22 protein-coding genes are annotated in these 24,389 nt (G+C 45.1%); 17 read left to right on the top strand and 5 right to left on the bottom strand.

The window, feature by feature from the left end:
- The first annotated feature begins 71 nt into the window (after positions 1 to 71).
- The 4 genes from L1D60_RS11140 to rimI all read left to right on the top strand — a co-directional run bounded on the left by L1D60_RS11140 (position 72) and on the right by rimI (position 2,111).
- A complete protein-coding gene (locus L1D60_RS11140; RefSeq protein WP_239841152.1) occupies positions 72 to 641 on the top strand; it encodes an SCP2 domain-containing protein in 570 nt (189 codons plus the stop codon).
- A complete protein-coding gene (locus L1D60_RS11135; RefSeq protein WP_239841151.1) occupies positions 625 to 1,128 on the top strand; it encodes an N-acetyltransferase in 504 nt (167 codons plus the stop codon). The genes L1D60_RS11140 and L1D60_RS11135 overlap by 17 nt, the downstream gene beginning before the upstream one ends.
- A gap of 145 nt (positions 1,129 to 1,273) precedes the next feature.
- Positions 1,274 to 1,672, top strand: a complete 399-nt coding sequence (locus tag L1D60_RS11130) for a DNA polymerase III subunit psi (protein WP_239841150.1) — start codon at positions 1,274 to 1,276, stop codon at positions 1,670 to 1,672.
- Positions 1,665 to 2,111: a ribosomal protein S18-alanine N-acetyltransferase gene (rimI, locus tag L1D60_RS11125; RefSeq protein WP_239841149.1), complete on the top strand. Its 447-nt coding sequence runs from the start codon at positions 1,665 to 1,667 to the stop codon at positions 2,109 to 2,111. Before L1D60_RS11130 ends, rimI begins: the two co-directional genes overlap by 8 nt.
- An 84-nt stretch (positions 2,112 to 2,195) precedes the next feature.
- On the opposite strand, the gene L1D60_RS11120 is transcribed toward rimI, so the two are convergent.
- Positions 2,196 to 3,185 (bottom strand): PstS family phosphate ABC transporter substrate-binding protein, encoded by a 990-nt coding sequence (locus tag L1D60_RS11120; protein ID WP_239841148.1) that lies wholly within the window; start codon positions 3,183 to 3,185, stop codon positions 2,196 to 2,198.
- A 210-nt stretch (positions 3,186 to 3,395) separates the two neighbouring features.
- Between L1D60_RS11120 and L1D60_RS11115 the strand changes: the two genes are divergently transcribed.
- The 9 genes from L1D60_RS11115 to deoD all read left to right on the top strand — a co-directional run bounded on the left by L1D60_RS11115 (position 3,396) and on the right by deoD (position 14,476).
- The gene (locus L1D60_RS11115; RefSeq protein ID WP_239841147.1) at positions 3,396 to 5,393 is read left to right on the top strand and encodes an EAL domain-containing protein; all 1,998 of its coding nucleotides are present in this window, start codon (positions 3,396 to 3,398) and stop codon (positions 5,391 to 5,393) included.
- Positions 5,394 to 5,539: 146 nt separating this feature from the next.
- Entirely contained in the window at positions 5,540 to 7,120 is a 1,581-nt protein-coding gene (gene prfC / locus L1D60_RS11110) for a peptide chain release factor 3 (RefSeq protein ID WP_239841146.1), read from the top strand.
- A gap of 108 nt (positions 7,121 to 7,228) precedes the next feature.
- A complete protein-coding gene (locus tag L1D60_RS11105) occupies positions 7,229 to 7,363 on the top strand; it encodes a DUF5363 family protein (RefSeq protein ID WP_239841145.1) in 135 nt (44 codons plus the stop codon).
- The gene (locus L1D60_RS11100) at positions 7,363 to 8,142 is read left to right on the top strand and encodes a TatD family hydrolase (RefSeq protein WP_239841144.1); all 780 of its coding nucleotides are present in this window, start codon (positions 7,363 to 7,365) and stop codon (positions 8,140 to 8,142) included. Before L1D60_RS11105 ends, L1D60_RS11100 begins: the two co-directional genes overlap by 1 nt.
- A 204-nt stretch (positions 8,143 to 8,346) precedes the next feature.
- A complete protein-coding gene (locus tag L1D60_RS11095; protein WP_239841143.1) occupies positions 8,347 to 9,609 on the top strand; it encodes a NupC/NupG family nucleoside CNT transporter in 1,263 nt (420 codons plus the stop codon).
- A gap of 554 nt (positions 9,610 to 10,163) precedes the next feature.
- Positions 10,164 to 10,940: a deoxyribose-phosphate aldolase gene (gene deoC, locus L1D60_RS11090; protein WP_239841142.1), complete on the top strand. Its 777-nt coding sequence runs from the start codon at positions 10,164 to 10,166 to the stop codon at positions 10,938 to 10,940.
- Positions 10,941 to 11,037: 97 nt separating this feature from the next.
- The gene (deoA, locus tag L1D60_RS11085) at positions 11,038 to 12,396 is read left to right on the top strand and encodes a thymidine phosphorylase (protein ID WP_239841141.1); all 1,359 of its coding nucleotides are present in this window, start codon (positions 11,038 to 11,040) and stop codon (positions 12,394 to 12,396) included.
- Positions 12,397 to 12,464: 68 nt separating this feature from the next.
- On the top strand, positions 12,465 to 13,685 hold the full coding sequence (locus L1D60_RS11080; protein ID WP_239841140.1) for a phosphopentomutase: 1,221 nt from the start codon (positions 12,465 to 12,467) through the stop codon (positions 13,683 to 13,685).
- Positions 13,686 to 13,756: 71 nt separating this feature from the next.
- A complete protein-coding gene (gene deoD / locus L1D60_RS11075; RefSeq protein WP_032551570.1) occupies positions 13,757 to 14,476 on the top strand; it encodes a purine-nucleoside phosphorylase in 720 nt (239 codons plus the stop codon).
- Between the two features lie 113 nt (positions 14,477 to 14,589).
- Here deoD and L1D60_RS11070 read toward each other — a convergent pair whose 3' ends face one another.
- Positions 14,590 to 15,204 (bottom strand): YtjB family periplasmic protein, encoded by a 615-nt coding sequence (locus tag L1D60_RS11070; RefSeq protein ID WP_239841139.1) that lies wholly within the window; start codon positions 15,202 to 15,204, stop codon positions 14,590 to 14,592.
- A 109-nt stretch (positions 15,205 to 15,313) separates the two neighbouring features.
- Here L1D60_RS11070 and serB point away from each other — a divergent pair, with 109 nt between their 5' ends.
- A complete protein-coding gene (serB, locus tag L1D60_RS11065; protein ID WP_239841138.1) occupies positions 15,314 to 16,294 on the top strand; it encodes a phosphoserine phosphatase in 981 nt (326 codons plus the stop codon).
- Between the two features lie 84 nt (positions 16,295 to 16,378).
- Here the strand turns inward: serB and L1D60_RS11060 are convergent, their stop codons facing one another.
- Positions 16,379 to 18,727 carry a PilZ domain-containing protein gene (locus tag L1D60_RS11060; protein WP_239841137.1) on the bottom strand — a complete coding sequence of 783 codons (2,349 nt, stop codon included), beginning with the start codon at positions 18,725 to 18,727 and terminating at the stop codon, positions 16,379 to 16,381.
- A 160-nt stretch (positions 18,728 to 18,887) separates the two neighbouring features.
- Here L1D60_RS11060 and radA point away from each other — a divergent pair, with 160 nt between their 5' ends.
- The gene (radA, locus tag L1D60_RS11055; protein ID WP_105025478.1) at positions 18,888 to 20,267 is read left to right on the top strand and encodes a DNA repair protein RadA; all 1,380 of its coding nucleotides are present in this window, start codon (positions 18,888 to 18,890) and stop codon (positions 20,265 to 20,267) included.
- Positions 20,268 to 20,503: 236 nt separating this feature from the next.
- Positions 20,504 to 22,591: an elongation factor G gene (gene fusA / locus L1D60_RS11050; protein ID WP_239841136.1), complete on the top strand. Its 2,088-nt coding sequence runs from the start codon at positions 20,504 to 20,506 to the stop codon at positions 22,589 to 22,591.
- A 252-nt stretch (positions 22,592 to 22,843) separates the two neighbouring features.
- Here the strand turns inward: fusA and L1D60_RS11045 are convergent, their stop codons facing one another.
- Positions 22,844 to 23,056: a VF530 family protein gene (locus L1D60_RS11045; protein WP_032551576.1), complete on the bottom strand. Its 213-nt coding sequence runs from the start codon at positions 23,054 to 23,056 to the stop codon at positions 22,844 to 22,846.
- A gap of 37 nt (positions 23,057 to 23,093) precedes the next feature.
- Entirely contained in the window at positions 23,094 to 24,050 is a 957-nt protein-coding gene (locus tag L1D60_RS11040; RefSeq protein ID WP_239841135.1) for a LysR substrate-binding domain-containing protein, read from the bottom strand.
- Between the two features lie 117 nt (positions 24,051 to 24,167).
- Between L1D60_RS11040 and L1D60_RS11035 the strand changes: the two genes are divergently transcribed.
- A complete protein-coding gene (locus tag L1D60_RS11035) occupies positions 24,168 to 24,374 on the top strand; it encodes a DUF1127 domain-containing protein (RefSeq protein ID WP_239841134.1) in 207 nt (68 codons plus the stop codon).
- The last annotated feature ends 15 nt before the right edge of the window (positions 24,375 to 24,389 follow it).

Below are 24,389 nucleotides of genomic sequence, written 5' to 3'. Positions count from 1 at the left end.
GATATTAAAGTACAAGCATCAAACCGAAATTAATTTGATACACAACAGGAATTAAGCCGTTAACATCACTTATGATGAGTGCCATATTATTGATAAAGTTACGGATAAGTCACGTGATAAACAAGATTCGCACTCAACTAGTTCAAAACGCCGCATCAATTTTGCGATCTCCAGTCCAGTTATTGCCAAAAACAGTACAAAAAAAAGCCTTATTAGAAGCACTTAAAAATGTTTTCAAGGAAGCTCTGGAAGATGGTGATTTCGAGTTTCTTGAAGATAAGTGGTTAAAAGTCTCGATTAAAGATATGGGCTTGAGTTGGTGTATCAGCTATCAAAACGAGCAACTGATTGTTGCCGATAAAGAAATGGCTGAAGATGTGAGCTTTAGCGGTAACCTTAATGACCTTGTTTTGATCGCTGGGCGCAAAGAAGACCCGGATACTCTGTTCTTCCAGCGTCGCCTTTCAATTGAAGGGGATACGGAGCTTGGTTTAGAGGTTAAGAACCTGATGGACAGCGTAGATTTAGACCTACTTCCGGCTCCAATGAAAATGTTATTGAATCAATTAGCTGATTTTGTGCAGAAGGGGGTACAATCGCCTCAGACACAAAATGAGGTAATGAATGCTTATTCGAACTGAGGCACCCGCAGACATACTTGCAATTGATAGCTTGCTGAAATCTGTTTTTGAGACAGAAGCAGAAGCGAACCTAGTGATGAGCCTGCGTGAAAACAGCCATCTAACTCTGTCGTTAGTGGCGTGCTCTGATGAGGGTGAAGTTGTCGGGCATGTAATGTTTAGCCCGCTCACACTCAAAGGTGAAGACCATAATTGGCAAGGCTTAGCGCCATTGTCTGTGCGCGAAGATTTTCGTGGACAAGGCATTGCTCAATCACTGATGGAAGAGGCCTTCTCGTCATTGCGCGATTTTGGTTATCCGGCGTGTGTGGTTTTAGGCGACCCAAGCTTTTACAGCAAGGTCGGCTTTAAGGCGGCGAGTGAGTTTGGTTTTCAATGTCGTTGGGATGTACCAGAAGGGGCATTTCAAGCGATTGAGCTGGTGGAAGGCGCGTTTGCTGGACACCGTGGTACTATCGAGTACAGCCCTGAGTTCAATGAACTGTAGGTAAGCGGTGTTATCTTCTACTCAGTCGGTATCGATGGCATGGATAGAAGAATCGCAACCAGAGAGATAAAGGAGCTTGATGCTCCTTTATTTTTTGTTAGTATCAGCTCGATTCAACCTTGAGCTTAGTCACAAAGGCACAGACATGTCACAGATTCATGCGCAGTATTTACAGAAAATGGGAATTACTCAGTGGGAACTGAGCCACCCTGATCGTCTGGCTGGCTATCAGAGCGAGCTCGTTAAACTGCCTGAAACATGTCAGTTGTTATTAGTCTCACCGGAAAAGCCTCAAGGTGCATTGGCCGAGATGTTTGAGCGTGTGCTAAAAAGCATCAAGCTAGAGTTGTCACAAGCGCAATATGTACATCCCAATGAGCTTAGCCATTTTGATTTGAGTTCATTGCAGTGGGTGTGGTTCGCAGGATGTGAATCCAATACCGATACCACAGCTAAGGTATTACAATCCCCTTTACTCTCTCACATTGATGGCAATAATCAGCAACGCCGTGCTTTGTGGCAGCAAATTTGTTCTTATGAATAATCAATTTATTAGTATGTCAGAGTCGCACCTTGATGCGGTCTGGCAGATTGAGCAACACGCTCATACTCACCCTTGGTCACAAAACATGATTCGCGATCTCGACAGTCGAGGTGGTTGTCATCATGTGATGCTAGTCGATGACGAGGTTGTTGGGTATTTCTATGCGCAAAACATTGTTGGCGAAGTAACATTACTGAACATTGCTGTCGACCCTCATCATCAAGGTAAGGGATATGGTAAGGCTTTGATTGAGCATTTCTTGTTGGTGTGCGAGCAAGCGAAAGCAGAAAGCGCATGGCTCGAAGTTCGCGAAAGTAATGGCAACGCGTTTGGTTTGTATGAGTGGGTTGGGTTTAACGAGGTTGACCGCCGTCGTAACTATTACCCAACGGCAACAGGCAAAGAAGACGCAATTATCATGAGTTACATCTTCTTTTAATCTTCTGCCCGATAATATCGATGAAGCTCAACTTAGGTTGGGCTTTTTTGTTATCAAGGACTTAGTGCTGGCACACGAACGTAGTTAATTGCGCTCCATGAAGCGTTCGAAATTGGTGCTCAGCTCTTTGCTGTTGAACACTGAACCAATGGTCTGCGTTTCAAAGATTGATTGAGCGGCGTTCTGCATGTTCGGTGATAGTGGGATGTAGCCTGCTGTGCTTACCACATACGAGAGGTGTTTTTGATTCAAGTAGTGTTCGACGAACTGGTTTACTGAGTATCGATTGACGGCAGCCTTGTTAACATAGATAAACAGTGGTCGAGAAAGTGAACTGTATTGACCACTGGTGACACTATTGATACTCGGTGCAATCGCTTGCTGGTCTTTTCTGGATATAGAGACGGCCTTGAGCTGGGTTTGATTGTTTTGGTAATAGGCAAAGCCTAAGAAGGCAAGGGCATTTGGATCGGTTGCCACCTTTGATGCCAACAGATAATCGTCTTCATTGGCGATATGGTCACCACGCAACTCGTCGCCATTGAGGACAACATTAGTAAAGTAGTCGTAAGTTCCTGAGTCGCTGCCTGGGGCATAGAGCTTAATCGGCTCCGCTGGGAAGTTCGAATTGAGCTGATTCCAGTGAGTAATGGTTTTCTCCGAAGACGGATGCCACAAGGTTGCCAACTCCTCAAGGGATAGCTGTTGTAACCAGTTATTGTCTTTACTGACCACGAGTGTGATTGCGTCAAGCGCAATAGGCAATTCTAAAAACTCAATGCCGTTTTCTCGGCACAGCGCTTTTTCTTGCGTTTTGATAGGGCGAGAAGCGTTAGAGATGTCCGTTTTTCCGCGGCAAAATTTACGAAAACCGCCTCCGGTTCCGGTGACACCCACTACGATTTGTGCGACGTCTTTTTGTTGCGTCATAAATTGCTGGGCAAACTGACGAGTAATGGGATAAACCGTGCTTGAGCCTTCGATCTTGATGAGATCTTTTGCCACGGTCATCGTTGGCCACAGGGATAAACAGATAGCAGTGGTGATTGCTTTATGTAAGAACCTTTCCATCATAGTGTTACGCTTCTATCGGCCAGCATTGTCAGATTTAATCAAGCCACCGAAATATACGGTGTTGGACTTGGTTATACAATGTGCAGCCATTAAGATTCATCAAAACTTCATAAGTTGCTGAAATGTTTACCTGTTCATTAATTTGAAACATAGATGAATTAAGGTCAAATCATTCCCAATCCTTTTGTCCTGATTATGTTATTCCCCAAAATGCTGAATAAACGAAAGTTCCTATTCACCTCTTTATTAGCGTTGCTGGTGGTAGTATCGACCACGGTCCTAGTGATGCAATCGACCGATCTCTTGATCAAAAAGTCCCCTTTGGCCGAAGCCGCTGCTGAGATAAAGATCAATGGTTCCCTTGCTTATTTATGGTTTGATGAGATTGTTTCTGGTGACACGACTCAATCAATCCAAGAGGTTTGGTACTACCTAGAGATAGCCGACTGGCATGTGGGCGCGTTGCTTGAGGGGGGAGAAAGTATCATGGGGAGCTATCAGCCGATCAGCGAGCCGGAACTTAGAGAGCGATTGATGACTCTGCGCCAAACTCTGGCAGAGTTTCGTCAATATGCGGGAGCGCATTATCAGCAATCAGTTTTAGAATCGCCGTCATTGGGATTAAAGACTGACGAATACTATCTCGACTTTGCCAGTCAGGCTGATGAGATTCAACGCGTGATCAAGACCAGTTATGAATCAGGTATTGCAAGCTACACCAAAACCAGCATTACACTGATTATTGCTGCTGTCTTTATCGGCGTTTACTCGCTTCGTGTTCAGTTTAAACATGAGCAAAGCCGAGATCTGCTACTGAAATCCCTCACTGATGCTAAGTCTTCGATCGAACTCAAGAACAAACAGCTGCACACGCAAGCCTACTTTGATCCTTTAACTGAGCTGCCAAATCGTACTCTGTTTCTCGATAGGCTAGGGCAGTCGATACTCAATGCTCAACAAACTCAGCGGCCTTTCGCACTGCTGTTTCTAGACCTCGACCATTTTAAAGAGGTCAACGATCTTTATGGTCATGCTGCTGGAGATGAGCTGTTGAAGCAGGTTGCACAGCGCATTACGCAGTGTATTCGGGTAACAGATTTGTCCGCACGATTTAGCGGTGATGAGTTTGTGATTGTTCTAGAGCATTTGCGCGATGTGGACATGGCCGTCAGTGTGGCCAACAAGATAGCCTCTAAGCTGATCAAACGTCTAAGAGAGCCTTTTACTCTGAAACATGGAGCGGCAGAAGTCACTGCGAGTATTGGTATCTCGATTTACCCTGATGATAGTACCTCACAGCACTCACTGATTCGTTATGCTGACGATGCGATGTATCACGCCAAGTCACTAGGGAAGAACAACTTTCAGTTCTACTCAAAAGAGCTCAACTACATTGCGATGTCGCAGAAAGAGTTGGAGAGAGATTTAAGACAAGCGATCGATAAGCAGCAGTTTGAGATTCACTACTTACCGAAATGGGCGTTGCAGTCGGGTGATGTAGAAGGGGTTGAAGCACTAGTGCGCTGGAATCATCCTATCAAAGGCTTGATGTATCCGAACGATTTTATCCCTGTAGCAGAAGCTACCGGTCAAATTCGTCAGATAGATCTGCTGGTGGCAGAAAAGGCGTTGGCGCAACACAAGAGCTGGCTGACTCACGGTATTGATATTGGTGTGATGAGCCTTAACATCTCGGCTCGCAGCTTAAAACATCCACAGTTTTTTGATGCGTTGAAGCGAGTGATCATCTCCAGTGGCGTTGCGAGCCATAAAATCGAAGTGGAGATCACCGAAACCGTAATGATAGAGAATGATCAGTTCGCACAAATCATCTTTAAAGAGCTGCATCAGCTTGGCGTTCGTATCGCACTCGATGATTTTGGTACGGGCTTTTCGTCGCTCTCTTATCTTAAAGACTTTGAGTTCGATACGCTTAAAATCGACCGCAGCTTCGTGATGGATTATGTCACCAATTCGACCTCTCTGGTGCTTCTCAAAAGCATGATTCAGATCGGTAATGAACTTGGGGTTGCTGTAGTCGCAGAGGGCGTGGAGACGCTAGAGCAGCAACAAGACTTAATGGCGATGGGGTGCGAAATCGGGCAGGGGTTTTATCTTACTTCACCTCAAACGGCTGAGAGGTTGATAGAGAACCTGCAGTTGAATCCTGTTTCCAACGTTGTACCTATGTCTGGTACTTTAGGTTAAGGCAAACCGCAGTAACTCTAACTCTCTGACTTTTTCTAGCTCAGGCTTTAGAAAGCCGAGCGACTTCTGTATAATCCGCACACAAAATTCAAGGGCAAGTCTCAACAACTTGCCCTTTTTACGCTTTAGATCAGCAAAGGGCGACTATGTCTTTCCAACAAGAAGTGAGCAAACGTAGAACGTTTGCGATTATCTCTCACCCGGATGCGGGTAAAACCACGATTACTGAAAAGGTTCTTTTATTCGGAAACGCGATTCAAAAAGCGGGCACCGTAAAGGGCCGTGGCTCAAACCAGCATGCTAAATCTGACTGGATGGAGATGGAAAAAGAGCGTGGCATCTCGGTAACCACGTCTGTGATGCAGTTCCCGTACAATGATTGCCTAGTAAACCTACTAGATACTCCGGGACACGAAGACTTCTCGGAAGATACCTACCGTACACTAACGGCTGTAGACTCATGTCTAATGGTTATCGATGCTGCAAAAGGTGTCGAAGACCGTACACGTAAGCTGATGGAAGTAACACGTCTGCGTGATACACCAATCGTAACCTTCATGAACAAATTGGACCGTGATGTGCGTGACCCAATGGAAGTTCTAGACGAAGTTGAAAGCGAACTGGGTATGGCGTGTGCGCCAATCTCTTGGCCAATCGGCTGTGGTAAAGAGTTTAAAGGTGTTTACCACATTCACCGTGATGAGACGATCTTGTACGAATCTGGTCACGGCCATGAGATCCAAGAAGTTCGCATCATCAAAGGACTCGATAACCCAGAGTTAGATACTGCTGTTGGCGCTGACCTTGCTGAAAGTGTGCGTGAAGAGCTTGAGCTAGTTATGGGCGCATGTCCTGAATTCGACCATGAACTGTTCCTAGCGGGTGAACTAACACCGGTTTACTTCGGTACTGCATTGGGCAACTTTGGTGTTGACCACATGCTAGATGGCCTAACGGAATGGGCACCAATGCCTAAGACTCGCCAAGCGGTTGAACGTGATGTAGAAGCGACAGAAGAGAAATTCTCCGGTTTCGTATTTAAGATCCAAGCAAACATGGATCCAAAGCACCGTGACCGTATTGCCTTCATGCGTATTGTATCGGGTACTTACTCTCAAGGTATGAAGATGAACCATGTTCGTACGGGTAAGAATGTAAGTATCTCTGATGCGGTAACCTTTATGGCGGGCGACCGTGCTCGTGCTGAGAAAGCGTACGCGGGTGACATCATTGGTCTGCACAACCACGGTACAATCCAGATTGGTGATACCTTTACTCAAGGTGAATCTCTGAAGTTCTCTGGTATTCCGAACTTTGCGCCAGAGCTGTTCCGTCGTATTCGTCTGCGCGATCCACTAAAACAGAAACAACTACTTAAAGGTCTTGTTCAACTTTCTGAAGAGGGTGCGGTACAAGTATTCCGTCCATTACAGAACAACGATCTAATCGTAGGTGCGGTTGGTGTGCTTCAGTTTGATGTGGTTGTGGCTCGTCTAAAAGCGGAATACAACGTTGAAGCGATCTACGAGAGCGTAAACGTTGCAACAGCACGTTGGGTTGAGTGTGGTGATGCGAAGAAATTCGAAGAGTTTAAGCGTAAGAACCAGACTAACCTAGCGTTGGATGGTGGCGATAACCTAACGTACATCGCACCGACTATGGTTAACTTGAACCTAGCATCAGAGCGTTTCCCTGATGTAGAGTTCCGTGCTACTCGCGAGCACTAATCTTATTGATGATGGTGCCAACCCGTTGAGGTGGCGCTAGTCGAAGTGCTTAAAAACGTCTATTGTTCTGCAATAGGCGTTTTTTTATGTTTGCCGAAAGGAGAATGGATGTTTCAAGTCATTAAAAGATGGATAAAGCAGTACGATAAGTGGTGTAAAGAGTTAGGGCTTACGCCAGAAAACAAGCGCAGTTGCACTCCTTATCGCAGTGACCCTCAACCTGAACCGAAAGACAAGCAGTAATGCCAATACCGCTATTTGATACCCATTGCCACCTAGACTTCGATGTCTTTGCTAAAGGCGCTCAAGATTATCTCATCACTGCGCAAGAGCAGGGGGTGGAGAAGGTTGTTGTCCCGTCGATTGGTCAAACTAATTGGGAAAAGCTCGAACAACTGAGCTCGGAACACGCTAATCTTTATTATGCCTTGGGCTTCCACCCTTACTTTCTAGCAACAGCGAATGAGAGCGAATTTGCTCAACTTGAACAGCACTTAAGTGGCACTTCTGAGCAGTGTGTTGCGATAGGGGAGTGTGGCTTGGACTTCTTTGTGGATGTGGATATCGATAAGCAAGAGCGTTTTTTTATCCATCAGATTGAGCTCGCCACGGCTTTTAAATTGCCTCTTATCATCCATGAGCGAAAGTCACACAATCGTCTTATTCAGCTTATTAAGCAGCAAAAATTCACTAACGGTGGTGTTATTCATGGTTTTTCGGGCAGCGAACAGCAGGCTTTAGAGTGGATTCGCTTAGGATTCTATATCGGTGTCGGTGGAACGATAACTTACCCAAGAGCACAGAAAACGCGCACCACAGTCTCGCGTTTACCCCTTGAATGGGTCGTTTTAGAGACAGATGCACCGGATATGCCGATCAGTGGGAAGCAAGGAAACATTAATCATTCCAAATATTTAGTTACGATATTAAATGAACTAGTTTCGCTCAGGAAAGAGACAAAGCAATCGATTGCAACTCAAATATGGCAAAATAGCCATCAGCTATTCGGTATATGTGAATAAAATCTAAAGTTTTTGTTTATCGTTTGCGTGTTTTACAGTTGTATCGTGACTTGGCTCACAGATGTAAATGAATGATACATGAATCTTATACCAAAGTGTGAGGACGGCATTACTTTATTAGTGGTCGCATGAGTATAATTGCCTCCGCTTTATAGCCCCATTTTGTAACACGCCAATAAATAACTAATAAGGAAGTCATAAACTATGAGCCTGTTTATGAGCCTAGTCGGTATGGTTGTACTGATTGCAATCGCAGTACTACTATCTGACAACCGCAAAGCTATTAACTTTAGAACGGTGGGTGGCGCATTCGCTATCCAATTCGCACTTGGTGCATTCGTACTTTACATCCCTTGGGGTCGTGATCTTCTTGCAGGTTTCTCTGCAGGTGTAGCAAACGTGATCGACTACGGTAAAGACGGTACTGGTTTCCTATTCGGCAGCCTAGTTAACTTCTCAGTTGACGGTATCGGTTTCATCTTTGCATTCCAAGTACTACCAACTCTAATCTTCTTCTCTGCACTTATCTCTGTACTTTACTACATTGGTGTAATGCAATGGGTTATCAAGATTCTTGGTGGTGGCCTACAGAAAGCTCTTGGCACATCTCGTGCGGAGTCTATGTCTGCTGCAGCAAACATCTTCGTTGGTCAAACTGAAGCTCCTCTAGTTGTACGTCCTTTCGTACCAAAAATGACTCAGTCTGAACTATTCGCTGTAATGTGTGGTGGTCTAGCTTCTGTTGCTGGTGGTGTACTAGCGGGTTACGCTTCTATGGGTGTACCTCTAGAGTACCTAGTTGCTGCATCATTCATGGCGGCACCAGGTGGTCTACTATTCGCTAAGATCATCAAGCCAGAGACTGATACTCCTGCTGACGACATCGCTGATGAAATGGACGGTGGTGACGACAAACCAGCTAACGTTATCGACGCAGCTGCTGGTGGTGCATCTGTTGGTCTTCAACTTGCTCTAAACGTTGGTGCAATGCTACTAGCGTTCATCGGTCTAATCGCTCTAATTAACGGTATCCTAGGTGGCGTTGGCGGTTGGTTCGGTATGGAGAACCTAACTCTTGAACTACTTCTTGGTTGGATCTTCGCTCCTCTAGCATTCATCATTGGTGTGCCATGGGAAGAAGCAACTATCGCTGGTTCTTTCATTGGTCAGAAGACAGTTGTTAACGAATTCGTTGCATACCTAAACTTCGTACCATACGTTGGTGAGAACGCTCAAATCGTTGAAGCGACTGGCCAAGTAATGTCTGTTAAGACTCAAGCAATTATCTCGTTCGCTCTATGTGGTTTCGCAAACCTTTCTTCTATCGCGATTCTACTAGGTGGTCTAGGTGGTCTAGCTCCAAACCGTCGTCACGACATCGCTCGTATGGGTGTTAAAGCGGTTATTGCTGGTACTCTATCTAACCTGATGGCAGCGACAATTGCTGGCTTCTTCCTATCTTTCTAATTAAGTAGATTAGATTATATAGACGCCACTTTAATATCGCCCCGTAGCAAGAAATTGCTGCGGGGCTTTTTTGTTTTCAGGGACTCGAATATTGGATTTGAGGCTACAAACGTTGATACACAGGATGTGTTATTAACAACGATTGCTGACATCAATAGTTGGGAAACTGATTTATTTTGAGATACAAACCGTTTGCGTTCTAAGGAGCACTACAAATTATCGAAGGATACCTATAATGTATAAGCTATAGGGATAGGATTTCTCTTTTTGGCAAGAAAATGACCGCTTGTTTGATAGCAACCGTGATTCTTCTGGGATTAAGCCAAACTTAGCGATACGCTATAGATGTTAGACACAACATGACTGATTTGTTGTGCCATAGACCAAACTGGTACTGTGCGGTGACAAGGATAGCAATTGATGGCGTAAGGCCAACAAGTCTTCAGGGAACCAAGTCCGTTCATTTGTGACTACTGAGCATTACTAAAATATCCATCTATACTGGATGGAGGGCGAAGTAGTTAACTATTTGAATATATTGATCGGAGATAGAAATGAGCGATTTAAAAGCAGCAGCTCTACGTGCACTTAAACTTATGGACCTAACTACGCTAAATGACGACGACACAACTGAAAAAGTTGTAGCGCTTTGTCACGACGCGAAGACTGCAGTAGGCAACACTGCTGCAATCTGTATTTACCCTCGCTTTATCCCAGCAGCTAAGAAAGCGTTGCGTGAGCAAGGTACTCCAGAAGTACGTATTGCGACTGTAACTAACTTCCCTCATGGTAATGATGACATCGAAATCGCAGTTGCTGAAACAAAAGCAGCAGTAGCATACGGTGCAGACGAAGTAGACGTAGTATTCCCATACCGCGCTCTTATCGCTGGCAACGAAGAAGTCGGTTTCGAGCTAGTTAAACAGTGTAAAGAAGCTTGTGGCGACATCACACTGAAAGTGATCATCGAAACAGGTGAGCTAAAAGAAGAAGCACTAATCAAGAAAGCATCTGAAATTTGTATCAAAGCAGGCGCTGACTTCATTAAAACTTCAACAGGTAAAGTGCCAGTAAACGCGACTCCAGAGTACGCGCGCATGATGCTTGAAGTTATCCGCGACATGGGCGTAGCTAAAACAGTTGGTTTCAAACCAGCAGGTGGCGTACGTACAGCTGAAGATGCAGCACAATACCTAGCAATGGCTGATGAGCTACTAGGTGCTGAGTGGGCAGATAACATGCACTACCGTTTTGGTGCGTCAAGCCTACTGACTAACCTACTAAACACATTAGAAGTAACAGACGAAACAGCTGATCCAACAGCGTACTAATTCTTAAATTGTCTGTTTGATGGAGCGGTAAATTGCCGCTCCATATTACCTCTTTACCTTACATACCATACTCATCATGAGTGTTGGGAGGAATCTAATGTCTGAAGTATCTAATACCAAAACTCCAACTTTTCTACCTCAAGAAATTATTCGCAGAAAACGTGACGGCGAAGTACTGACTTCTGAAGAGATCAACTTCTTCATTCAGGGCGTTGCTAAAAACACGGTTTCTGAAGGCCAAATCGCTGCATTTGCCATGGCGATCTTCTTCAATGAAATGACAATGCCAGAGCGTATTGCGCTAACGTGTGCAATGCGTGATTCAGGTATGATTATTGACTGGAGCCACATGAACTTTGATGGCCCTATCGTTGATAAACACTCGACAGGTGGTGTAGGTGACGTAACTTCACTGATGCTTGGCCCAATGGTGGCAGCATGTGGTGGTTTCGTTCCTATGATCTCTGGTCGTGGTCTTGGCCACACTGGTGGTACGCTCGATAAGCTTGAATCTATCCCTGGCTACAACATCACACCGACAAACGACGTATTTGGTGAAGTGACCAAAGACGCAGGTGTTGCAATCATCGGTCAAACGGGTGATTTAGCTCCAGCGGACAAGCGTGTATACGCGACTCGTGATATCACTGCAACAGTAGATAACATCTCGCTTATCACAGCTTCTATCCTTTCTAAGAAACTGGCTGCTGGCCTAGATTCTCTAGTAATGGACGTAAAAGTAGGTTCTGGTGCATTCATGCCAACTTACGAAGCGTCTGAAGAGTTGGCTAAATCTATCGTTGCTGTAGCAAACGGTGCGGGTACTAAGACAACAGCAATTCTAACTGACATGAACCAAGTATTGGCTTCTTCAGCTGGTAACGCCGTAGAAGTTCGCGAAGCGGTTCAATTCCTGACGGGTGAATACCGTAACCCTCGTCTTCTAGAGATCACGCTAGCTTCATGTGCTGAAATGCTCGTGCTTGGCAACCTTGCGAAAGACTCTGAAGAGGCTCGTGAGAAGCTAATGGCGGTATTGGATAACGGTAAAGCAGCAGAGTGCTTCGGCAAGATGGTTGCAGGTCTAGGTGGCCCAGCTGACTTCGTAGAAAACTACGACAACTACCTAGAGAAAGCGGAAATCATCAAGCCAGTATATGCACCTGAAAGTGGCGTTGTATCAGCTATGGATACGCGCGCAATCGGTATGGCTGTGGTTGGTATGGGTGGCGGTCGTCGCGTTGCAACTGACAGCATCGATTACGCAGTAGGCTTCGATAACTTCATCCGTCTAGGTGAAGTAGCAAGCGAAGACAAGCCTCTTGCGGTTATTCACGCACGCAACGAAGAGCAATGGCAAGAAGCGGCAACAGCCCTTCAAAATGCGATTACTGTTGGTGGTGAATACACAGCAACGCCAGACGTCTACCGTCAAATTCGTTCAGAAGACGTTTAATTAAAAAATTACACAAAGCCTGCTCACACCAAAATGATTCGATAATGAGCGGGCTAAAGGAAATAGCAATGAAAAGAGCATTTATTTTAGTCTTAGACTCATTTGGTATTGGCGCAACGGCTGATGCTGAGAAATTTGGTGATGTAGGTTCAGACACAATGGGTCACATCGCTGACCAGTGTGACAAAGGTTTAGCGGATAACGCTGATCGCCAAGGTCCACTGACTCTGCCAAACCTATCTAAACTCGGTCTAGCAATGGCTCATAAAGAGTCTACAGGTCGCTTTGCGCCTGGTATGGATGCAGACGCTGAAATTATCGGTGCTTACGGCCATGCTGCTGAGCTTTCATCTGGTAAAGATACACCGTCAGGTCACTGGGAAATCGCTGGTGTTCCAGTTCTTTTCGATTGGGGCTACTTCACTGATAAAGAGAACAGCTTCCCTAAAGAACTAACGGATCGCATCCTTGAGCGTGCTGGTTTGTCAGGCTTCTTAGGTAACTGTCACTCATCAGGCACAGAAATCCTAGACAACCTAGGTGAAGAGCACATGAAGACTGGCCTGCCAATCTTCTACACGTCTGCTGACTCTGTTTTCCAGATCGCATGTCATGAAGAGACATTTGGCCTGCAAAATCTACTAGACCTGTGTCAGATTGCTCGTGAAGAGCTAGAAGACTACAACATCGGTCGTGTTATCGCGCGTCCTTTCGTTGGTCCTGGTAAAGGTCAATTTGAGCGTACTGGTAACCGCCGCGATCTATCGGTAGAGCCGCCATCGGCAACCATTCTACAAAAGCTGGTTGATGAGAAAAACGGTGAAGTTCACTCTATCGGTAAGATCTCTGATATCTACGCGGGCTGTGGTATCACTAAGAAGACTAAAGCGACCGGTATTCCAGACCTATTTGAAGCAACTAAAGACGCAATCAACGAAGCGGGTGACAACACGATTGTGTTCACTAACTTTGTAGATTTCGACTCTGCTTACGGTCACCGTCGTGATGTAGCAGGTTACGCAGCGGCACTTGAGTACTTCGATGGTCGTATTCACGAAGTTATGGATATGATGCAAGAAGATGACATCTTGATCCTAACGGCTGACCACGGTTGTGATCCAACATGGCCTGGTTCTGACCACACTCGTGAGCACATCCCTGTGATTGTTTACGGTAAGAATGTCCCTGCTGGTTCACTTGGTCGTCGTGACACGTTTGCGGATATTGGCCAAACGCTAGCAGCATACTTCGGCACGTCGCCAATGGGCTACGGCACAAGCTTTCTATAATTTTTAAGTATACTGAAGAGAGAGGATGACCTCTCTCTTCTTTTTTGTTTTGAGATAAAGGATATTTTTCAATGGCAACTCCACATATTAATGCTGAAATGGGCGCATTCGCAGACGTTGTTCTTATGCCGGGCGACCCGCTACGTGCTAAATACATCGCAGAAACATTCCTAGATGATGTTGTTCAGGTGTGTGATGTTCGCAACATGTTTGGTTATACAGGTACTTACAAAGGTCGTAAGATCTCTGTGATGGGGCACGGTATGGGCATCCCGTCGTGCTCTATCTACGCGACCGAGCTTATTAAAGACTTTGGCGTGAAGAAAATCATTCGTGTTGGCAGCTGTGGTGCAGTTAGCGAAGATATTAAAGTGCGCGACGTTGTTATCGGCATGGGCGCATGTACTGATTCAAAAGTGAACCGTATTCGCTTTAAAGGTCATGACTTTGCTGCGATTGCAGATTACAAAATGGTTCGTGCTGCAGAAGATGCAGCAAAAGCGCGCGGCGTTGACGTAAAGGTCGGTAACCTATTCTCAGCTGAGTTGTTCTACACGCCAGATCCAGAAATGTTCGAAGTGATGGACAAATACGGCATCGTTGGTGTTGAGATGGAAGCTGCGGGTATCTACGGTGTATGTGCTGAGTACGGCGCGAAAGCACTAACGATTTGTACCGTTTCAGACCACATTAAAACCGGTGAGCAAACAACGTCTGATGAACGTCAAACGACTTTCAACGACATGATGGTGATCGCACTAGACTCTGTTTTACTAGGTGATGACGAGTAATCATAAATCCCAGTATGCTTTGAGCTGAATTAAAAAAAAGCCCCTGCAGTTTAGACTGTAGGGGCTTTTTGTTGCTTGATGGTTTTCTTAATCCGCTTACTAAAACCTGCTGACTAAGAGTTAACGTTCTTGAGCAGCAGGTTTTCACCTGACTTAGATTTACCGCGTCTAAGGATCAACAGAATAAACAGCACGCCACTCACAAAACCCATCACAACCATACCAATCATATAGCGGTCACTCTTACGATAATGATGGTCAGAGATAGCGGTCACTCGCCCGGTCTCAAAAGTCACTCGAATAAAGCCAATAATGGTGTTTTCCGGTGAGTAGATTGGCTCAACCAGTTGTTGTTTTCCGATGCTGGCGGTCGATAGCGGAGTATCTAACCCAAGTACTTCACGAACCGTTAGTGCTTTTTCACTCGATGCTAAACGAATACCTTCCGCGTTGTAGATGGTGGTATCAAAAACTAGTCGGTCTTGAGATAGCTGATTGGTTAGCTCAAGTAGGCGCTCTTGGTCTTGTTGAAGGATCATTTTACTTGCGGATAGCGATGCTTGTGAGAGCAAAACCTTGGTTAGCGTTTCGAGCTGCTTTGCTTGAATTTTCTCATTCCCTTTACTGATCACCACAGTATTTTTGATTGTCACGACCAGCATAGCAGCCAATAAAATCAGCGCCAAAATACGCAGTGCGTTGCGTAATGAGAACAGCGATTCATTCATGATTCATCTCGCCTGAAATAAACAAATGTTATGATTAAGATATATTGAGACTTGCACATGTAAATTGCAATAGGTTAACGTCTAGCTAAGTTAATTAGGAATCATACACATGGACGCTCAGAAACTCTTGCCTATTAAAAGGCATACTACGCTGTTAACTCGACTTCCGGAGACGCGATTCGCTTCTCAACTGGCCAAATCAAAAGCCAACTGGATTGTATTTGGTGAGTACCTTTCTCCTCAAGCCTTCGATGATATCGACTTTTTCACTGGCTTCTACAACACCATTCTAGATACTTGGAAAGTAGGCAAATACGAAGTTGCTTTAATGTCTGGACAGCTTACCCCAGCTCATGAAGAGATCTTGCAAGGGCTAAAATTGGATTACGCTTGCTTAAGTGAAGTTCCAGACTTGTCGAAGCCGGGGTTGATTGTGATGGATATGGACTCCACTGCGATTCAAATTGAATGTATTGACGAGATTGCAAAACTGGCCGGTGTTGGTGAGTTGGTATCTGATATTACAGAGCGCGCAATGCAGGGCGAGATCGACTTTGAACAGAGTCTTCGCCAGCGTGTGGGTGCATTGAAAGATGCCGATGAAGCTATCTTGGAGCAAGTGCGCAGCACACTGCCATTCATGCCAGATTTGGTAGAGTTAGTGAACACTCTGAACAAACTGGGTTGGAAAACCGCTATTGCATCGGGTGGCTTTACCTACTTCTCTGACTATCTTAAAGACGTGCTGAATCTCGATTACGCGCAATCTAACACCTTGGAAATCGTCAACGGCAAATTGACAGGGAAAGTGTTGGGCGATGTTGTATCTGCGCAAACCAAAGCAGACATTCTGATTGAACTGGCTGACGAGCATGAGATTGAGCTGCACAATACGGTTGCGGTGGGCGATGGTGCAAACGACTTGGTGATGATGAAAGCGGCAGGTTTGGGTATTGCTTATCATGCGAAACCGAAAGTGGAGCAGCAGGCACAATCTGCAGTTCGTTACTCTGGGTTAGGTGGTGTGCTGTGCATTCTTTCTGGTGTATTGGCTAAGCATCAAAAAATCAGTTGGCAAGTCAAACCTTAATACCCTTATTTATGAATAGAAAAAGCAGGCCTTGGAGCCTGCTTTTTTAATGGAGTTTGCTCATCGCTGAACAATGTAGGTCGATTACTTGGTCAGCTCAAGTCTGATCAGGACTTCATCTGTGATATCACACATTTCGCCATAACCGATAAAGGCCGTCACTTCATTTTCGAGCTTCTTTGCTTGATACATACTAATGCGAGCAATGGTTTCTAAGTCAGATTGGAACAGGCTAGTCAGTGGATCAAAAATCGGCGCTGTCGAAACTCTTAAAACGTATAGCTCGCCCATATGTTGAGCTTTCTTGATGAACATAATGCGTTCTTTGACCGATTTGAACTCGCGACTGAGCTTGGTATGTACCGATTGAATCTTGTCACCAAACTTAACCGCAGCCACGTAAACATCATGATGCTTCGGGCCAGCACCTTCTATTTTCTTAAGTGGATCCGCCAGTAGAGTATTGCTGTGCCCTTTAAAGATCGGCTCCAGCGACAATTTGTGATTATGTCCAAGCTTTGCCAACAGGCTTAAGTAGTTATTGAGAGGGAAGTTAACCCCAATAATCTTACAGCGCAGCTTTGAACTTGGTTTATCAATAAAGATCGGATTGCTGACCATTTTACTTAACAGCACATTATGGAGAGATTCCAGCAATGAGTCTGTCGGCAGTATTTCTTTTTTCTTAATCAGCTTATTCTGGTTGTGATCGATTAAGCCATTAAGAAAGGCTACAGTGCGCATGGTTTTGCCTGTTTCGTCGATCGCCAACTGTACATTCTTGCCATTCGGACTGACACGAATCACTCGGTAAGGCACTGCGCTTAATGGTTGCTTCTTATCATAGAGCTGAAGCTCATTGAAGTTGATGGTCACAGGATCATCGATCTTCAATATGAGTGGTTGTTCTAATGCGATATTCAAACCACGCTTGGAAAGATCTTGAGTATGACCATTCGCTGCGGCACCGTCGCTCGCTGTGATCTGTAATGGAGACTTAAACTGATAGCGAGGCTCTTTGCGACGAGATTGAGAATCAAAGTAGATGCTTTGAATGTTACCTACAACGGTGCGCGCATGGCGGAACCTATTCAGTTCACTGCTGGCAATGCGTGGTTTCTCTGTTAGAAGGTAGTCGTCAGCGCTGTCATTTGCACCGATCTCTTGCAAGATACCACAGTGAGTTAACTGTTCAGAGCTTCTCGCCAAATCTTTCGAGTGCTGAGCTAATGCTTGCTGCTCTTCTTCGGACAGTTCAAAAACAGAGAACTTGAAGGTTTTCCAGCTCGATCTTTTAGCACCAATATGCCAAAACAATTGACGTTGTTCTCGAGTGGCTTCCGGCAGCATCATTGAGTAGAACAGTGTCTTATTTTGGTGCTCGTGAGTGAACGAGTAGATAACATTACTCGTGCCTTTAACTCCTGGTTTCGCCAGTTGGTTCATACGTTGCTCATTAAACAACGTACCTAAAGCTTGTTGGTTACGCTCATCATGCCAGTACTGCCAAAGAGGGTGGTTATTGTCAGTAAGTAGAGCCAGCTTAAGCTCACTTCCGCTAAAAAAGAGCGGCAGGTTACAGGTATGTTTGAGGTAAGTATGTTCGATCCCACGCGTACGAGTACGAATGATTCGATCTTGATTTTCGTGTTGGGTCTTTTTACTGCTGCTATTCAGCGATTCTTCGATCAAGCGGCCTACGACATTACTGTCACAAACACGCACGGTTCTTAGAAACTTAACGGCATTGTTTTCGAAAGAGTCGTCGATTCCAAGAACACGAAACTCAGTTGGTTTGTCGACGTCAGGTTCTTTCGACTTTTCGACCAACTCGGTAAATTTGACGCCGATAATTTCGCCAAGGTTGTATTTGAATGCGCTTGGTACCTTGAATTTCCCACCTGATGGCGATATATCCACAGTGACACCGTGCAGCACTTGGCCTTTTGAGGTGGTGATCTCAACCTGTGAAGCAACCTTTAAGCGATTCTCTTGACGTTTTAAGTCGTAACCAAGGTTTATCGGTTCCGCTTCATAAGGGCTATTGGCACTGGTTATGCCGTTGTCTTCTTGTTGAGCGGTATTGATTTGATTATTGATTGGCTGAGTTCGTGGAGACATCACCATCTCCCAAACGCCCTCTGTATAGCCGCGAAACTTTTTTGTGCCGCGTTGATAAGCATTGAGAGCGATATCATCGAGCCAGTGTTTACGCCCATCTAGGGTAAATTGGTGACATTCGTCGTCGATACGGCCGCGTAAATCGATACTCTTGGTACACGGCGCCATGATACGATTCAGTTCCATTTTAACGAGCAATTTCAGAGACGGGGATTCGCCCTCTGTCATTTGTGATAGAAGGAAATCGAAGTCCTCAGCGTGATAGGCTGGGATGAGTCGCTCTGCTACAGATAGAATTTCAGATTGCTGCATACTTTTATTGTTAGAATGGATAGTGCACTTATGTTATCGACTAGTTTAAATCGATCTTTAAGTATAACTGGTACGACTGCAACGATTATTTTAATCCGTACGGTCAACGACATCACAATTTGACAACATCATCGTGTAACAAAGTAATTATTGAGGTTTTATGGCTAAGGCAAAACGAGCTTATGTATGTAATGACTGTGGCGCAGACTTTCCGCGCTGGCAGGGGCAATGTAATGCATGCGGAGCTTGGAACACAATCACAGAGGTGAGACTCGCTGCGTCACCTCAGGTTGCACGTAATGAGAGACTCACCGGCTACGCAGGTAGTGCAACGGAATCGAGTGTTCAAACCCTTTCAGAGATCGATCTGCAAGAGGTACCGAGATTTAGCAGTGGCTTTAAAGAGCTCGACCGCGTACTTGGTGGCGGGGTTGTACCAGGAGCTGCGATCCTTATTGGTGGTAACCCTGGTGCGGGTAAATCGACGCTGCTATTACAAACAATGTGTCTGCTCTCTTCACAGCTTCCTACTTTATATGTAACCGGCGAGGAGTCGTTGCAACAGGTGGCGATGCGTGCCTCGCGTTTAGGGCTACCGAAAGAGCATCTTAAAATGTTGTCGGAAACTAACGTTGATAAGATCTGTCAGGTTGCGGAGAAAGAGCAACCGAAGATCATGGTTATCGACTCGATTCAGGTTATGCACGTTGCCGATGTTCAATCGTCTCCGGGCAGTGTGGCACAGGTCCGTGAATCAGCAACGGCTCTGACTCGCTTTGCTAAGCAGAATAATGTTGCGATTTTCCTTGTTGGTCACGTAACTAAAGATGGAACGCTAGCGGGCCCGAAAGTTCTAGAGCACATCATCGACTGTTCGGTACTGCTAGATGGTGGCACTGATAGCCGCTTTAGAACGCTACGTAGCCACAAAAACCGTTTTGGTGCAGTAAACGAGCTAGGTGTATTCGCAATGACAGGGCAAGGCCTGAAAGAAGTCTCCAACCCTTCGGCTATTTTCCTTTCTCGTGGTGAAGAAGAAACTTCAGGCAGTTCGGTGATGGTGGTCTGGGAAGGGACGCGTCCACTCCTTGTAGAGATTCAAGCGCTGGTGGATTACTCACAACTGGCTAACCCTCGTCGCGTAGCGGTAGGTCTAGAGCAAAATCGCCTCTCTTTATTACTCGCTGTGCTGCATAAACACGGCGGACTGCAAATGGCCGACCAAGATGTGTTTGTGAATGTCGTCGGTGGTGTTAAAGTAACCGAAACCAGTGCTGACCTAGCATTAGTGATGGCACTGTTGTCTAGTTTTAGAGACAGAGCACTGCCTAAAGATGTGGTCGTATTTGGTGAAGTTGGTTTGGCGGGAGAGATTAGACCGGTCCCAAGTGGACAAGAGCGTCTAAACGAAGCCTTCAAGCACGGCTTTAAAAAAGCGATCGTGCCGGCGGCGAATATGCCTAAGGGTGGTATTCCTGGGATGCAAATCCACGGGGTGAAAAAACTGTCAGAAGCAATTAGTGCTTTTGATGAGTTGTAATAAAGCTAAGTTAGGCTAATCTATACAGCAGCAAATCAAATTGGGTTTGCTAATCACCTTTCTGCGAGCCCAATATTAAAATTAACAACCGCTTAGGTTGTTTCTACAGAGCACTTTTCCTTTCTTAATGTGGAAGGGCAAAAGTTTTTTAGTCTCAAATGCATGCAAAGCTATCAGTCTTCACAGATTGTGATATACTCTGCGCGCATTTTATATCCTATTAACAGAGTAAGACAATGGCAGATTTATCGAAATACAGAAACATTGGTATTTTCGCGCACGTTGATGCGGGTAAAACAACTACCACTGAGCGTATCCTTAAGCTAACTGGTCAAATCCACAAGACTGGTGAAGTACATGACGGCGAATCAACGACTGACTTCATGGAACAGGAAGCTGAGCGCGGTATTACTATCCAATCAGCAGCTGTAAGCTGTTTCTGGAACGGTCACCGTCTAAACGTTATCGATACTCCTGGACACGTTGACTTCACAGTTGAAGTATACCGTTCTCTTAAAGTTCTTGATGGCGGTGTTGGTGTATTCTGTGGTTCTGGTGGTGTTGAACCACAATCAGAAACTAACTGGCGTTACGCTAACGAATCAGAAGTATCTCGTCTGATCTTCGTTAACAAACTAGACCGTATGGGTGCAGACTTCTACAACGTTGTTGACCAAGTTAAAAACGTTCTAGGTGCAAACCCACTAGTTATGGTTCTACCAATCGGTCGTGAAGACGATTTCGTTGGTGTTGTAGACCTACTAAGCCGTAAAGCTTACGTATGGGACGACTCTGGTCTTCCAGAAAACTACGAAGTTCTAGACGTTCCAGCTGACATGGTTGACGATGTTGAGCAATACCGTGAAGAGCTAATCGAAACTGCTGTAGAGCAAGACGATGACCTAATGGAAGCTTACATGGAAGGTGAAGAGCCTTCTATCGAAGACATCAAACGTTGTATCCGTAAAGGTACTCGTGATCTAGCATTCTTCCCAACATTCTGTGGTTCTGCATTTAAGAACAAGGGTGTTCAACTAGTACTAGACGCTGTTGTAGATTACCTACCAGCTCCAACTGAAGTTGATCCTCAGCCTCTAACTGACAAAGAAACTGGTGAGCCAACTGGTGAAGTTGCTACAGTATCTGCAGATGAGCCACTAAAAGCACTAGCATTTAAGATCATGGATGACCGTTTCGGCGCGCTAACATTCATCCGTATCTACTCTGGTGTTATGAACAAGGGTGACACTATCCTTAACGCTGCTACAGGTAAAACTGAGCGTATCGGCCGTATGGTTGAGATGCAAGCAGACGAGCGTAACGAACTAACAACTGCTCAAGCTGGTGACATCATCGCTGTAGTTGGTATGAAGAACGTTCAAACAGGTCACACTCTATGTGATCCTAAGCACGAGTGTACTCTTGAGCCAATGATCTTCCCAGAACCAGTAATCTCTATCGCGGTTGCACCGAAAGATAAAGGTTCTACTGAGAAGATGGGTATCGCTATCGGTAAGATGGTTGCAGAAGATCCATCTTTCCAAGTTGAGACTGACGAAGATTCAGGCGAAACAATCCTGAAAGGTATGGGTGAACTTCACCTAGACATCAAGGTTGATATCCTTAAGCGTACATACGGCGTTGAGCTAACTGTAGGTGCTCCACAAGTAGCTTACCGTGAAACTATCACTCAAGCGATTGAAGATAGCTACACGCACAAGAAGCAATCTGGTGGTTCTGGTCAGTTCGGTAAGATCGACTACCGCATCAAACCAGGTGAGCCAAACTCTGGCTTCACGTTCTCTTCAACAGTTGTTGGTGGTAACGTACCTAAAGAATTCTGGCCTGCAGTTGAGAAAGGCTTTGCATCTATGATGGATAACGGTGTTCTTGCTGGCTTCCCAACTCTAGATGTTGAAGTAGAACTATTCGACGGTGGCTTCCACGCAGTTGACTCGTCTGCAATCGCATTCGAAATCGCAGCGAAAGGTGCATTCCGTCAATCTATGCCAAAAGCTGGCGCGCAACTTCTTGAGCCAATCATGAACGTTGACGTGTTCACTCCAGAAGATCACGTTGGTGATGTAATCGGTGACCTTAACCGTCGTCGTGGTATGATCAAAGACCAACAAGCTGGTGCTACTGGCGTACGTATCAAAGCTGACGTACCTCTATCAGAAATGTTTGGTTACATCGGTCACCTACGTACTATTACTTCTGGTCGTGGCCAATTCTCTATGGAATTCGCACACTACGCTCCATGTCCAATGAACGTAGCAGAAGAAGTAATCGCAAAAGCTAAAGAAGAGAAAGAAAACAAGTAATTGTTTTTAGAATCTAATTAGTTTTAAAGCCCCGCAAGTGAAAGCTTGCGGGGCTTTTGTTTTATGGGAATCATAGTACGAGATACGAGATACGAGATACGAGATACGAGATACGAGATACGAGATACGAGATACGAGATACGAGATACGAGATACGAGATACGAGATATGATGTGGCCCCTAAAAAGTAGACACAGGGGATAATCCCCGCGAAGTAGCTACGGGGAACTGAAGCTCATTAGTTGACGGTTATTATCGTTTTAAATCAATATAGATTTGTTCAACTTTAGTTCGAGCCCATTCTGTTTTTCGCAGAAACTTTAAACTCGACTTGATGCTTGGGTCTTTCTTGAAGCAGTTGATGTTAACCATGTAACTTAGCTCTTCCCACCCATAGTGATCCACGAGTTCAGTGAGTAGCTTTTGCAAAGTAATGCCATGCAGTGGGTTGTTTACTTGTGTCATGATAAGTCCAATAGGTATTTTTCGTCATTATAGCAGCTTAGCCATCGGAGTTTCCGGACCATTTCAATGAGAAGTCTGTCTCGACGATAGTAAGCTCTTCCCTTCCTTTATTACCAAACTCACTGACTTGAGTTTCTATCCATTTAGAGAAGCGTTGAATTTTGTCGCGATGAAAATACCCCGACGGTGCACATAAGAAGTAATTGTATTTTGGCTTTAGCGCTGTATTCCCTATTCTAACCAACTTGCCTTCTTGCAGGTATCGATACACTAAACTGTGCTTGACCAAAGCAACGCCTTGAACAGAAAGTGCTCCTTCTAGTACAAAGTGAGAACCGTCAAACTGCAATGTCGTATGACCGCCTTCAACACCCACTTCATCAAGCCAGATAGACCAATCCATATCAGGCCATCGGTCTTCAATTAGCTCCGCTTTGTGCAGGTCGTCGACTGTGTATATTCCATATTTTTCCTGATAAAGCGGATGACAAACAGGGTATAACACCTCATCCATTAACCAACGCGACTCTAGGTTTGGGTAGTCGCCGTGCCCGTAGCGTATACAGATATCAATACTTGAGTCCTCAAAAGTGATCAGCTTGTTGGTTGGTTCAATCAGCATGGATAGGTCTGGATGCCTCTCTCTGAAGTCACCAATTCTTGGCACTAACCAGTGCTGTGCAAAAGATGGAACAGTCGAAATCGAGAGCTGATTTGGATTGGGGTCTTGGTTGATTCTTCTCACGCCATCTTGAAGGTGGGCAAAGCCTTTCTTCGCTTGAAGATACAGAACTTCCCCCTCATGAGTGAGTACAATTTTGCGGTGCTGTCTGATGAAGAGCTCGGCACCGAGCCAGTCCTCAAGTTGCCTGATCTGTTGGCTTACCGCAGCAGCAGTAACAAACAAGGTTTCTGCGGCTAGCTTAAAACTGCCTTTGTCGGCTGCGATATAGAAGTAGTAAATACCTTGAAAGGGAGGTGTTCGTTCGCTCACATTAGTTTTCCTTAACTGAATGCCAATATCTATCGTTTGTCGGTTTACTTACTTTGGTCGAATATTAGCCATGTAAGCAGATAAACATAGAGAATAAAAGTATAGAGGGAGTAAGTTATGAATTCAGGCACAGTTAGAGTCGAACTCGATCAGCGCTCAACAAACTCTTCTTTGATTAAGAAATTCTATTTCAAAGTTCAGCAATTTAGACAAAATGCAAAAACAAGAAAACACTTGGCTGACCTACCTGATCACCTTTTAAATGATATTGGGTTGACGCATACACAAGCACAGCAAGAGGCGAGGAAAGCATTTTGGGAATAAGGGAGTTAGACTTAA

Source organism: Vibrio sp. Isolate30, assembly GCF_022397975.1.
Lineage (GTDB): Bacteria > Pseudomonadota > Gammaproteobacteria > Enterobacterales > Vibrionaceae > Vibrio > Vibrio fortis.
Note: the sequence above shows the minus strand (reverse complement) of the source record. Positions and strands in the feature narration are given on the sequence as shown.